Source organism: Pseudomonas reinekei, from assembly GCF_001945365.1.
GTDB classification, from domain to species: Bacteria; Pseudomonadota; Gammaproteobacteria; order Pseudomonadales; family Pseudomonadaceae; genus Aquipseudomonas; species Aquipseudomonas reinekei.
In genome coordinates this window covers 89,656-101,742 of the sequence record NZ_MSTQ01000011.1, presented here as the reverse complement: position 1 = coordinate 101,742, position 12,087 = coordinate 89,656, and the positions used below count along the sequence as shown (strand labels likewise).

General features: G+C 61.8%; 12 protein-coding genes. All 12 read left to right on the top strand.

Translation table 11 applies throughout. From position 1 onward, the window contains the following. The first annotated feature begins 12 nt into the window (after positions 1 to 12). The 12 genes from BVK86_RS18670 to BVK86_RS18615 all read left to right on the top strand — a co-directional run bounded on the left by BVK86_RS18670 (position 13) and on the right by BVK86_RS18615 (position 12,087). Entirely contained in the window at positions 13 to 1,392 is a 1,380-nt protein-coding gene (locus BVK86_RS18670; protein WP_075947803.1) for a PepSY-associated TM helix domain-containing protein, read from the top strand. 163 nt (positions 1,393 to 1,555) lie between these two features. Next, positions 1,556 to 2,344, top strand: a complete 789-nt coding sequence (locus BVK86_RS18665) for an ABC transporter ATP-binding protein (protein ID WP_075947802.1) — start codon at positions 1,556 to 1,558, stop codon at positions 2,342 to 2,344. Beyond that, positions 2,341 to 3,291 (top strand): ABC transporter substrate-binding protein, encoded by a 951-nt coding sequence (locus BVK86_RS18660; RefSeq protein WP_075947801.1) that lies wholly within the window; start codon positions 2,341 to 2,343, stop codon positions 3,289 to 3,291. Before BVK86_RS18665 ends, BVK86_RS18660 begins: the two co-directional genes overlap by 4 nt. Continuing rightward, positions 3,288 to 4,298, top strand: coding sequence for a FecCD family ABC transporter permease (locus BVK86_RS18655; RefSeq protein WP_075947800.1), 1,011 nt, complete (start codon positions 3,288 to 3,290; stop codon positions 4,296 to 4,298). The genes BVK86_RS18660 and BVK86_RS18655 overlap by 4 nt, the downstream gene beginning before the upstream one ends. Positions 4,299 to 4,492: 194 nt before the next feature. Beyond that, a complete protein-coding gene (gene urtA / locus BVK86_RS18650; RefSeq protein WP_057712186.1) occupies positions 4,493 to 5,758 on the top strand; it encodes an urea ABC transporter substrate-binding protein in 1,266 nt (421 codons plus the stop codon). A 163-nt stretch (positions 5,759 to 5,921) separates the two neighbouring features. Next, positions 5,922 to 7,424, top strand: coding sequence for an urea ABC transporter permease subunit UrtB (gene urtB / locus BVK86_RS18645; protein ID WP_075947799.1), 1,503 nt, complete (start codon positions 5,922 to 5,924; stop codon positions 7,422 to 7,424). After that, on the top strand, positions 7,424 to 8,503 hold the full coding sequence (gene urtC / locus BVK86_RS18640; protein ID WP_075947798.1) for an urea ABC transporter permease subunit UrtC: 1,080 nt from the start codon (positions 7,424 to 7,426) through the stop codon (positions 8,501 to 8,503). The genes urtB and urtC overlap by 1 nt, the downstream gene beginning before the upstream one ends. Further along, complete coding sequence (gene urtD / locus BVK86_RS18635) at positions 8,500 to 9,369, top strand: urea ABC transporter ATP-binding protein UrtD (protein WP_075947797.1); 870 nt, start codon at positions 8,500 to 8,502, stop codon at positions 9,367 to 9,369. Before urtC ends, urtD begins: the two co-directional genes overlap by 4 nt. A 42-nt stretch (positions 9,370 to 9,411) precedes the next feature. Then, the gene (gene urtE, locus BVK86_RS18630) at positions 9,412 to 10,110 is read left to right on the top strand and encodes an urea ABC transporter ATP-binding subunit UrtE (RefSeq protein ID WP_075947796.1); all 699 of its coding nucleotides are present in this window, start codon (positions 9,412 to 9,414) and stop codon (positions 10,108 to 10,110) included. 162 nt (positions 10,111 to 10,272) lie between these two features. Then, on the top strand, positions 10,273 to 11,112 hold the full coding sequence (locus tag BVK86_RS18625; RefSeq protein ID WP_075947795.1) for an urease accessory protein UreD: 840 nt from the start codon (positions 10,273 to 10,275) through the stop codon (positions 11,110 to 11,112). A gap of 129 nt (positions 11,113 to 11,241) precedes the next feature. Further along, on the top strand, positions 11,242 to 11,544 hold the full coding sequence (ureA, locus tag BVK86_RS18620; protein ID WP_034149685.1) for an urease subunit gamma: 303 nt from the start codon (positions 11,242 to 11,244) through the stop codon (positions 11,542 to 11,544). 9 nt (positions 11,545 to 11,553) lie between these two features. Next, positions 11,554 to 12,087: a GNAT family N-acetyltransferase gene (locus BVK86_RS18615; RefSeq protein ID WP_075947794.1), complete on the top strand. Its 534-nt coding sequence runs from the start codon at positions 11,554 to 11,556 to the stop codon at positions 12,085 to 12,087.

Below are 12,087 nucleotides of genomic sequence, written 5' to 3'. Positions count from 1 at the left end.
GGAGCACACGTGATGAAACAGCCCAAAGTGAATTTCTACAACCTGGCGTGGCGCTGGCATTTCTATGCCGGATTGTTCGTTGCGCCTTTCATGGTGATGCTGGCCCTGACCGGCACCATTTACCTGTTCAAGCCGCAGCTCGACTCATTGATGTACAGCAGCCTGCTCAACGTCCCGGCCGGCCATCACACGATTCCGGCCGATGACTTGCTCAAGCGCGTGAAAGACGCGTATCCACAAGCCACGATCACGCAGTACCTGCCACCGGTCAGCGCCGAACGCAGCGCCCAGTTTGTCGTGATCAATGACGGCACCGAGCTGAACGTGTTCGTCGATCCATACCACGGCGACATCCTTGGTGATCAGGACGCGAAGAAGAACCTGCAAGCCATCGCCCGGGCAATTCACGGCGAATTGATGATCGGCACTGTCGGTGACCGGCTGGTGGAACTGGCTGCCGGGTGGGGCGTGGTACTGGTGGTTTCCGGGGTGTTCCTGTGGTGGCCGCGTGGCCAGGCGGCCGGCATCTTGTGGCCACGCCTGAGCAGTCGCGGGCGGGTGCTTTGGCGTGATTTGCATGCCGTCACCGGATTCTGGGGCGCCGCCCTGTTGCTGCTGATGTTGCTCAGCGGCATGACCTGGACCGGGTTCTGGGGCAAACAATACGCGGCCGTATGGAACGTCTTCCCGGCGGCGATGTGGGACAACGTGCCGACGTCCGACGTCGAGGCCCGCAGCCTCAACAGCGCCACCCGCCAGACCGTGCCTTGGGCGATGGAAAACACACCGATGCCGATGTCCGGTGATCACGCCGAACACATGGCCCACGGCGGTGCGGACGCCGGCCCGGCCGCGCCGACCATCAGCCTGCAAGACGTGCAAAACATCGCCACCCGGAGCAAGGTCGAACCGGGTTACAGCATCACCTTCCCGACCACCGCCACCGGCGTCTTTACCATCGCCGTGTTCGCCGACGACCCACGCAACGACGCCACCCTCCACGTCGACCAGTACACCGGCAAGGTCCTTGCCGACGTGCGCTACGAGCAATACGGCGCCGTCGCCCGCGCCACGGAAATCGGCGTGATGCTGCACGAGGGCAAGATGTTCGGTGTGGTCAACCAGATCATCGTGCTGCTGATCTGCCTGATGATCCTGCTCAGCGCCGTCAGCGGCGTGGTGATTTGGTGGAAGCGACGCCCGCAAGGCAAGCTCGGCGTACCGCCGCTGCGCCACGACCTGCCGAAGTGGAAAACCGCGATGGTCATCATGTTCGCACTGGCGGTCGCATTCCCGTTGGTGGGGGCTTCGCTGGTGGTGGTTTGGCTGCTCGACCGACTGGTGCTGTCGCGCTTCACCCGACAAACTGAGTCGGCTTCATCTTCATCTTGAAGCAGCTGAGATGCGCGGGAGGATCAGCCATGTAGACTTCCCCCGCGCATCACCCTTTTCGGGCGCCATCGCTGGCAAGCCAGCGCCTACAGGAAGTGCACGTCCCCTGTAGGCGCTGGCTTGCCAGCGATGGCGCCATTAGTTTCACCTTCAGAGCCATTGCATGACCTCGCTGAACCTCACAAACCTCGCCTGGACACCCCTCGGTCACGGCCACTGTCATCACCAGTTCCAGCTGCGTGATGCCTCGCTGCACGTGGCCGCCGGCGAGTTTGTCGGGTTGATCGGCCCCAACGGCAGCGGCAAGACCAGCCTGTTGCGTTGTGCCTGGCGTTTCAGCAAGCCGGAAAGCGGCGAGGTCCGGCTCGACCATCAGAACGTCTGGCAGCAATCCTCACGCTGGTGCGCGCAACGCATCGCCGTGGTGCTTCAGGAGTTTCCCGATGCCTTCGGCCTGACCGTCGAAGAAGTGGTCGCCATGGGCCGTACGCCGCACAAAGGCCTGTTCGATGCCGACACGGTCGAGGATCGAAACCTCGCCTGCCAGGCCCTGGAATCCGTCGGTCTCAACGGCTTCGAAAACCATGCGTTCACCACCCTTTCCGGGGGCGAAAAACAGCGGGTGATCCTGGCCCGCGCGCTGGCCCAGCAACCACAATTGTTGATCCTTGACGAGCCAACCAATCACCTCGACCCGCGCTATCAGCTGGAGTTGTTACAGTTGGTCAAGCGTTTGAAGATCGGCACCCTCGCGAGCATCCATGACCTGAATCTGGCCGCCGCATTCTGTGACCGGCTGTACGTGATCAATCACGGCCGCATCGTAGCCAGCGGCTCACCGAAAGAAGTCCTCAATGCCTCGTTGCTGCGCAACGTCTTCGGCGTCGACGCGCTGATCGATGAGCACCCCTTGCACGGCTACCCTCGAATAACCTGGATAACCCAACCATGAATTTGCTGCGCTCCAGTCTTTTCCTCATTCTGTTGCTGGGCAGCGCCCAGGCATTTGCCGAGGCGACGCACTACCCGTTGACGATCCAGAGCTGCAACCGCGAAGTGACCTTCCAGCAGGCGCCGAAACACGCGGTCAGTCACGACATCAACATGACGCAAATGATGCTCGCCCTCGGCCTCAAGCCGCAGATGGTCGGCTACAGCGGCGTCAGTGGCTGGAAAGCGGTGACGCCGCAGATGCAGAGCATCCTCGATGGCTTGCCGGAACTGGCGGCCAAATACCCCTCGGTGGAAACCCTGCTCAACGCCAATGTCGACTTCTTCTTCGCCGGTTGGGATTACGGCATGCGCGTGGGCGGCGACCTCACGCCACAAACCCTGCAACCGCTGGGCATCAATGTCTACGAGCTGACCGAGTCCTGCGCCTTTGTAATGAAGCGCCCACCGGCCAGCCTTGAAGACACCTACAACGACCTGCGTAACCTGGGCAAAATCTTCGACGTGCAGGATCGCGCGAATGCCGTGATCCGTCAGATGCAGGCGCAAGTCGCCAAGGTTCGCCAGGACCTGCCGGCCGATAAACCCCGGGTGTTCCTGTATGACAGCGGTGAAGACCGGGCTATGACGTCCGGTCGCCTGGGCATGCCGCAAGCGCTGATCGACGCCGCGGGCGGGCGCAACATTCTTGACGATGTCGAGGCGAGCTGGACCCGGGTCAACTGGGAGAACGTGGTCGAGCGCAACCCGCAGGTGATCGTGATCGTCGACTACGGCGAAGTCACAGCCGAACAGAAAATTGAATTCCTGCGCAGCAACAAGGCGCTGCAATCGGTGGACGCGATCAAGCACCAGCGTTTCATCGTCATCCCCTACGTGCAGGCCACGCCGGGGATCGATAACGTGCTGGCGGTCGAAACCCTGGCCAAGGGCTTCCACGGCGCATGATCAATCGTCGCTACGCCCTGTTGCTGATTGCCCTCGGTGCACTGTTGCTGGTCTCGTGCGTAGTGTCGCTGGGCTTCGGCCCGGCGCGGGTGCCGGTTGACGTGGTGTGGCGGATTCTGCTGCACAAACTGTTTGGCTTCGGTGTGCCGGACTGGAGCGCCGGGCAGCAGCATATCGTCTGGCTGATCCGCGTGCCGCGCATGTTGCTCGGAGCACTGGTCGGCGCTGGCCTGGCGTTGATCGGTGCGGTGCTGCAAGCCGTCACACGCAATCCGCTGGCCGATCCGCACTTGCTCGGTGTCACCTCCGGCGCAACGTTGGGCGCGGTAATCGTGGTGTTGCATGTCGGTGAAATCGTTGGCTTGCTGACGCTGCCGATTGCCGCGTTCATCGGAGCATTGTTGAGCATGCTGGTGGTGCTGATGATCGCCAGCCGCCATGGCCGCCTGGACAGTGATCGCCTGCTGCTGTGTGGCGTGGCGGTGTCGTTCGTGATGATGGCGGTGGCCAACTTGCTGCTGTTCATGGGCGACCATCGCGCCAGCTCGGCGGTGATGTTCTGGATGCTCGGCGGGCTCGGGCTGGCGCGCTGGGAACTGCTCGCGGTGCCGGCCGCCAGTGTGTTGCTCGGGTTAGTGCTGCTGCTCGGCATGGCGCGACCGCTCAATGCTTTGATGGCGGGCGAACAGACTGCGGTGACCTTGGGATTGAATGCGCGATCGGTGCGGTTGCGGGTGTTTGTGATTGCCTCGCTGATGACCGGGGTCCTGGTGTCGATCAGCGGTTCGATCGGGTTTGTCGGGTTGATGGTGCCGCACATTGCGCGGCGACTGGTCGGCGCGGAGCACCGTCGATTGCTGCCGGTGTGCGTGTTGCTCGGCAGTGTGTTTCTGGTGTGGGTCGACGTGGCCGCACGGACCCTGATCGCCCCGGAAGACCTGCCCATCGGCGTCGCCACCGCCGCGATCGGCGGCCTGTTCTTCATCGGCCTGATGCGCCGCCGCTGACTCGCCCCAATGTGGCGCATCGCGGCGCACCAGTGCACGCAAGCCGTCCCCTCATGGTGCGCCGTCAAACCGCGCAACCGCTCTAAAACGACATTTACCTGCCTTTGCCCGACCGGGCACAGCCCTTGCAAAACACAGCTTCAGTAGTCCGCATCTGCCACCAAGAAAATTCATAAGTTCATGGAGATCGCACAATGAAGCGTCGCAGTTTGATCAAGGCTTTCACACTCTCGGCATCGATTGCCGCAATGGGCATGACCTGGACTGTCCAGGCCGCCGAGACCATCAAGGTCGGTATTCTGCATTCGTTGTCCGGCACCATGGCGATCTCCGAAACGTCGCTCAAGGACATGGCGTTGATGACCATCGACGAGATCAACGCCAAGGGCGGCGTGAACGGCAAGATGCTGGAACCGGTGGTCGTCGACCCGGCGTCCAACTGGCCGTTGTTCGCCGAAAAGGGCCGCCAGCTGCTGACCCAGGACAAGGTCGCCGTGGTATTCGGTTGCTGGACGTCCGTCTCGCGTAAATCGGTATTGCCGGTGTTCGAAGAGCTCAATGGCCTGCTGTTCTATCCGGTGCAATACGAAGGCGAAGAGATGTCGCCGAACGTGTTCTATACCGGCGCCGCGCCGAACCAGCAAGCGATCCCGGCCGTTGAATACCTGATGAGCGAAGAAGGCGGCAGCGCCAAGCGCTACTTCCTGCTCGGCACCGACTACGTCTACCCGCGCACCACCAACAAGATCCTGCGTTCGTTCCTGCACTCCAAAGGCGTGGCCGACAAGGACATCGAAGAGGTCTACACCCCGTTCGGCCACAGCGACTATCAAACCATCGTCGCCAACATCAAGAAATTCTCGGCCGGCGGCAAGACGGCGGTCATCTCCACCGTCAACGGCGACTCCAACGTGCCGTTCTATAAAGAACTGGCCAACCAGGGCCTGAAGGCGACCGACGTGCCGGTCGTGGCGTTCTCGGTGGGCGAAGAAGAACTGCGCGGGATCGACACCAAACCGCTGGTGGGCAACCTCGCGGCGTGGAACTACTTCGAATCGGTTGAAAACCCGGCGAACAAAAAATTCGTCGCTGACTGGAAAGCCTACGCGAAGAAACACAACTTGCCGGGCGCCGACAAAGCGGTGACCAACGACCCGATGGAAGCCACTTACGTCGGCATCCACATGTGGGCGCAGGCCGCTGAAAAAGCCAAGTCCACCGACGTCGACAAAGTCCGTGAAGCCCTCGGCGGCCAGACCTTTGCCGCGCCGTCCGGCTACACCCTGACCATGGACAAGACCAACCACCACCTGCACAAGCCAGTGATGATCGGCGAGATCCAGGCGGACGGTCAGTTCAACGTGGTATGGCAGACCGAAGGCCCGATCCGCGCTCAGCCATGGAGCCCGTTCATCCCGGGTAACGACAAGAAGCCGGACTACGCGATGAAGAGCAACTAAAGCTACAGGATGTCGGACCTGAAGCAGTGACCCGGTCCGACACAATTCCCTGTGGGAGCGAGCCTGCTCGCGAAGACGGCGGCACATCCAGCACTTATGTGACGGATACACCGCATTCGCGAGCAGGCTCGCTCCCACAATGTCCGTGTCAAGGCGACTCTCTATGCCAACTGCCCTTTACCGACTTTTTCTGGCTATCGCACTCTTGTTGCCAATGGCCTCTCACGCCGGCGACGCCGAAGACTTCGTCGCCGCCAATCCCGTGCAGCAAGCCAAGCTGCTGGAAGCCTGGGCCGCGCAGCCCGATCCGGCCCGCGTCGAACTGATCAACGCCCTGCAACAAGGCGAATTGACCGTCGACGGCCAGCCGAAAACCTTGCGCCTGAACAACCGCTTGCGGGGTTTGATCGACACCGCCCTCGCCAGCCACCAACTGCTCGCCGCCGATGCCAAGCTGCGTCTGGCCGCTGCACAGCAACTACAGAAAAGTGCCAAACCGGCACAGTTGAAATTTCTCGACCAGCAACTGGCGGGCGAAAAGGACGAAGGCGTCCACAGCGCCCTGAGCCTTGCCCTGGCCAACCTGCAATTGGTCGACAGCGCCCCGGCCGTGCGCCTCGCTGCCGTTCGCCTGCTCGGTGAAACCGGCGATCCGCTGGCCCGCACCCGTCTCGAAGGCTTGCTCGATCCTGGTGTCGAAGCCGATGCCGCTGTACGGACTGCGGCCGAAACCAGCCTCGCACAAGTCAAACGCAAACTGCTGGTCGGCGAGCTCTTGGGCCAGGCCTTCAGCGGCATGTCCCTGGGTTCGATTCTGCTGCTCGCGGCACTGGGCCTGGCGATCACTTTCGGCCTGCTCGGCGTGATCAACATGGCCCACGGCGAGATGCTGATGCTCGGTGCCTACTCGACCTATGTCGTGCAGTTGATGTTTCAGCGCTACGCGCCGCAGGCCATTGAGTTCTATCCACTGATCGCACTGCCAGTGGCATTTTTTGTCACCGCCGCCATCGGCATGGCGCTGGAGCGCACGGTGATTCGCCACCTCTATGGCCGTCCGCTGGAAACCCTGCTTGCCACCTGGGGCATCAGCCTGATGCTGATTCAACTGGTGCGACTGGTGTTCGGCGCACAGAACGTCGAAGTGGCCAACCCCGCGTGGTTATCGGGCGGGATTCAAGTGCTGCCCAATCTGGTGCTGCCGTACAACCGCATCGTCATCATCGCCTTCGCCTTGTTTGTGGTGGTGCTGACCTGGCTGCTGCTGAACAAAACGCGCCTGGGCCTGAACGTGCGCGCCGTCACCCAGAACCGCAACATGGCTGCCTGCTGCGGCGTACCCACCGGACGCGTGGACATGCTCGCCTTTGGCCTTGGCTCGGGCATCGCCGGCCTTGGCGGCGTGGCCTTGAGCCAGATCGGCAACGTCGGCCCGGACCTCGGCCAGAGCTACATCATCGACTCGTTCCTGGTGGTGGTGCTCGGCGGTGTCGGGCAACTGGCCGGTAGCGTGTTCGCCGCGTTCGGCCTCGGGATCGCCAACAAGATTCTCGAGCCGCAAATCGGTGCCGTGCTCGGCAAGATCCTCATCCTCGCGCTGATCATTCTGTTCATCCAGAAACGTCCGCAAGGCCTCTTCGCGCTCAAAGGACGGGTGATCGACTGATGAACCAGCCCCTGCTCGTTACCGCTACACAGAAAGCCGGCCCGAAAGTTTCAATGGCTATCGGTGCCGTGATCCTTGTCCTGCTGTTGGCGCTGCCGCTGCTGTCACTGTTACCGGCGGACAGCACACTGCATGTGTCCGCCTACACCCTGACGCTGGTGGGCAAGATTCTTTGCTACGCCATCGTTGCCCTGGCGCTGGATCTGGTCTGGGGTTATGCCGGGCTACTGTCCCTCGGTCATGGTCTGTTCTTCGCCCTCGGTGGTTATGCGATGGGCATGTACCTGATGCGCCAGGCCGCGGGCGATGGTTTGCCGGCATTCATGACGTTCCTGTCGTGGACCGAGCTGCCGTGGTTCTGGACCGGCACCAGCAGCTTCCTCTGGACCTTGTGTCTGGTGGTATTGGCGCCGGGGTTGCTGGCGTTGGTGTTCGGCTTCTTCGCCTTCCGTTCGCGGATCAAAGGCGTGTATTTCTCGATCATGACCCAGGCCCTGACCTTCGCCGGCATGCTCCTGTTTTTCCGCAACGAAACCGGCTTCGGCGGCAACAACGGCTTTACCAATTTCCGCACGATTCTCGGCTTCGGCATTACCGAACCGGGCACCCGCGCGGTGCTGTTTTTCGCCACGGTGCTGTTGCTGGTGGCGAGTCTGTTTATCGGCTGGCGTCTGGCGCAAAGCAAGTTTGGCCGGGTGCTGACCGCACTGCGCGATGCGGAAAACCGCTTGATGTTCTGCGGCTACGATCCGCGCGGTTTCAAGCTGTTTGTGTGGGTGTTGAGCGCAGTGCTATGCGGCTTGGCCGGTGCGTTGTACGTGCCGCAAGTCGGCATCATCAACCCGAGCGAAATGTCGCCGACCAACTCCATCGAAGCGGCAGTCTGGGTGGCGCTGGGCGGTCGCGGCACACTGATCGGCCCATTGCTCGGCGCCGGTGTGGTCAACGGCATGAAGAGCTGGTTCACCGTGGCGTTCCCCGAGTATTGGCTGTTCTTCCTAGGCGCGCTGTTCATCGTCGTGACCTTGTACCTGCCCAAGGGTGTGATCGGCTTGCTGAAGAAAAGAGGTGAACAATGAGAACCACTGCGACGGCTGAATTCATGCTCGAACCGGCGTTTTTCCCCGTGGAGCCCAACAAGGACGCTGGCACCAGCCGCGACACGATCGGTCTTGGCCAGCGCGCCGGCAAGGGCCTCAACACCCGTCACGGCACGATCCTGACCCTGGAAGACATCAGCGTCAGCTTCGACGGCTTCAAGGCCCTGAACAATCTGAACCTGTACATCGGCGTCGGCGAACTGCGCTGCATCATCGGTCCCAACGGCGCGGGCAAGACCACGCTGATGGACGTGATCACCGGTAAGACCCGGCCCAGTCACGGCAAGGCCTGGTTCGGCGAAACCCTGGACCTGACGCAGATGAGCGAAGTGCAGATCGCCCAGGCCGGTATTGGTCGCAAGTTTCAGAAGCCGACGGTGTTCGAAGCGCTGAGCGTGTTTGAAAACCTTGAGCTGGCGCAGAAAACCGACAAGTCGGTGTGGGCCAGCCTGCGGGCGCGGCTCAATGGCGAGCAGAAGGATCGCATCGCCGAAGTGCTCGACACCATTCGCCTGACCGCCTCGGTCAATCGCCCCGCCGGCTTGCTGTCCCACGGGCAAAAGCAGTTTCTGGAAATCGGCATGTTACTGATGCAGGACCCGCAACTGCTGCTGCTCGACGAACCGGTGGCGGGCATGACCGATGCCGAAACCGAATTCACCGCCGAGCTGTTCAAAAGCCTGGCCGGCAAACATTCGCTGATGGTGGTGGAACACGACATGGGCTTCGTCGGCTCGATTGCCGACCACGTCACCGTGTTGCACCAGGGCAGCGTATTGGCCGAAGGCTCGCTGGAGCAGGTGCAGGACAACGAGCGCGTCATCGAGGTTTACCTCGGTCGATAGTCCTGCAAATACAAACCTGTGTGCAACAGAGGGAATTTGAACATGCTGCAAGTCGAAAAACTGCACCAATACTACGGCGGAAGCCACATCCTGCGCGGCCTGACGTTCGATGTGAAGGTCGGTGAAGTCACCTGCCTGCTCGGGCGTAACGGCGTGGGCAAGACCACCTTGCTCAAATGCCTGATGGGGCTGCTGCCAGCCAAGGAAGGCGCGGTCAATTGGGAAGGCAAAGCCATCACCGCTTTCAAGCCACACCAGCGCGTGCACGCCGGCATCGCCTATGTGCCCCAAGGCCGGGAAATTTTCGGCCGCCTGACCGTGGAAGAAAACCTGCTGATGGGCCTCTCGCGCTTTCCCGGCAGCGAGGCGAAAGAAGTCCCGGCGTTCATCTACGAGCTGTTCCCGGTGCTGCTGCAAATGAAGCAACGCCGAGGGGGTGACTTGTCCGGCGGTCAGCAACAGCAGCTGGCGATCGGTCGCGCACTGGCCAGCCGCCCTCGCCTGCTGATCCTCGACGAGCCCACAGAAGGCATCCAGCCCTCGGTGATCAAGGAGATCGGCGCGGTCATCAAAAAACTCGCCGCCCGTGGTGACATGGCGATTCTGCTGGTGGAACAGTTCTACGATTTCGCTGCCGAACTGGCTGATCAGTACCTGGTGATGTCACGGGGCGAAATCGTGCAACAGGGGCGCGGCGAGAACATGGAAGCCGAGGGGGTGCGCGGGCTGGTCACGATCTGAGTCTTTCTCCTCGGCGAGCTCCAGGCACCAATTTGTCGCACCGCCGTCCACGTCGCGCCCTCAACTGGTGCGCGTCGGTGGCGCCTGGTCCCCCGCTGTCGGTGATTCCCCGCGGCACAGCCTTTGCAACCCTCCTGAGGCCCCCCTCGATAAGCACTGAACATGACTCTTCCTGCATCCGGCGTTTTGTTTACCCCCAGTTGGCATGCCGAACTGGAACTGGGCTACGCCCGATTCGACAACACCACTCGCCCGGTCCAGCGTCGGCACAAAGGTCCGCTGCGGGTGCAAAAGCACCTGTATGCCGAAGGGCCTGAGGTCTGCCAGCACATCATCGTCCACCCGCCAGGCGGGATTGCCGGCGGTGATCGGCTGAACATATCGGCCAGCGTCGGCACCGACGCCTGGGCGCAGATCACCAGCCCCGGCGCCGCCAAGTGGTATCGCGCCGCCGGCCCCGCTTATCAGCAATTGAAATTGCAGGTGGCGACCGGTGCGACACTGGAATGGCTGCCCCAGGAGACGATCATTTTCAGTGCGGCGCAGGCCGAACTCAGCACCGCTATCGACCTTGAAGGCGATGCCCGCTTGTTCTATTGGGACGTCGTGGCCCTGGGCCGACCGGCCAGTGGCGAGCGCTTTGACCTGGGGTATTTTCAGGCGCAACTGGATATCCACCGCGATGGCCAGTTGCTCTGGCACGAACGCCAGCGCATTGTCGGGGCTGACGGTTTGCTCGACTCGCCGATTGGGCTGGATGGGCAACCGGTGTTTGCCACCTTGCTGGTGACCGGGGAAATCGATAATGACTTGCTGGAACGCTGTCGCTCGTTGCCCCATGCCGTGCGCGGGGATCTGACGCAATTGCCGGGGCTGTTGGTCGCCCGGTGCCTGGCCAGCGAAGCGCTGTTGGCGCGAGGCTGGCTGATAGATTTGTGGCGATTGCTTCGCCCGGCGTTACTCGGTCGCGAAGCCGTCCCACCCAGAATATGGAACACCTGAACACCGATCCCTGTGGGAGCTGGCATGCCAGCGATGCTTTTGGCGGCCTTGAGGTCCCGCAAGCCAGTTCCACAGGGGGCGTGTTCATATACCCGAATACTTTTTAATCTGCCCTGATGGATTGCACCCATGGACCTGACCCCACGCGAAAAAGACAAGCTGCTGATCTTCACCGCCGGCCTCGTCGCCGAGCGGCGTTTGGCTCGCGGTGTGAAACTCAATTACCCGGAGGCCATGGCCTACATTTCCGCAGCGCTGCTCGAAGGCGCTCGCGATGGGCAGACCGTGGCCGAACTGATGCACTTCGGCACCACCCTGCTCAGCCGTGAACAAGTGATGGACGGCATCCCGGAAATGATTCCGGAGATCCAGGTAGAAGCGACGTTTCCTGACGGCACCAAACTGGTCACCGTCCACCAACCGATCGCCTGAGGTCACCCCATGACTTACTCCATCCGCGATGCGGTGCATGCCGACCTGCCGGCGATCCGCGACATTTACAACGACGCCGTGCTCAACACCACGGCGATCTGGAACGAGCAGGCCGTGGACCTCGGTAATCGCCAGGCCTGGTTCAGCGCCCGGCAATCCCAGGGTTATCCGATCCTGGTGGCCGTCGACGCAGACAACACCGTGCTGGGTTACGCCTCGTTCGGCGACTGGCGTCCGTTCGACGGCTTCCGCCACACCGTCGAGCATTCGGTGTACGTGCGCAGCGATCAACGCGGCAATGGCCTGGGGCCAAAGCTGATGACCGTGCTGGTCGAGCGCGCCAGACGCTGTGGCAAACACGTCATGGTCGCGGCCATCGAAAGTGGCAACGCCGCCTCGATTCGCCTGCATGAGCGCATCGGTTTCATCACCACCGGGCAGATGCCACAGGTGGGCACCAAGTTCGGTCGCTGGCTGGACCTGACCTTTATGCAACTGACCCTCAATCCTGGCGCACAGCCACCTGCCGACAACAAGGAGTGA

Bases quoted from the DNA above. Each gene is read 5' to 3' on its own strand.
- BVK86_RS18670 (WP_075947803.1), top strand. From the start codon at position 13: ATGAAACAGCCCAAAGTGAATTTCTACAACCTGGCGTGGCGCTGGCAT.
- BVK86_RS18665 (WP_075947802.1), top strand. From the start codon at position 1,556: ATGACCTCGCTGAACCTCACAAACCTCGCCTGGACACCCCTCGGTCAC.
- BVK86_RS18660 (WP_075947801.1), top strand. From the start codon at position 2,341: ATGAATTTGCTGCGCTCCAGTCTTTTCCTCATTCTGTTGCTGGGCAGC.
- BVK86_RS18655 (WP_075947800.1), top strand. From the start codon at position 3,288: ATGATCAATCGTCGCTACGCCCTGTTGCTGATTGCCCTCGGTGCACTG.
- urtA (WP_057712186.1), top strand. From the start codon at position 4,493: ATGAAGCGTCGCAGTTTGATCAAGGCTTTCACACTCTCGGCATCGATT.
- urtB (WP_075947799.1), top strand. From the start codon at position 5,922: ATGCCAACTGCCCTTTACCGACTTTTTCTGGCTATCGCACTCTTGTTG.
- urtC (WP_075947798.1), top strand. From the start codon at position 7,424: ATGAACCAGCCCCTGCTCGTTACCGCTACACAGAAAGCCGGCCCGAAA.
- urtD (WP_075947797.1), top strand. From the start codon at position 8,500: ATGAGAACCACTGCGACGGCTGAATTCATGCTCGAACCGGCGTTTTTC.
- urtE (WP_075947796.1), top strand. From the start codon at position 9,412: ATGCTGCAAGTCGAAAAACTGCACCAATACTACGGCGGAAGCCACATC.
- BVK86_RS18625 (WP_075947795.1), top strand. From the start codon at position 10,273: ATGACTCTTCCTGCATCCGGCGTTTTGTTTACCCCCAGTTGGCATGCC.
- ureA (WP_034149685.1), top strand. From the start codon at position 11,242: ATGGACCTGACCCCACGCGAAAAAGACAAGCTGCTGATCTTCACCGCC.
- BVK86_RS18615 (WP_075947794.1), top strand. From the start codon at position 11,554: ATGACTTACTCCATCCGCGATGCGGTGCATGCCGACCTGCCGGCGATC.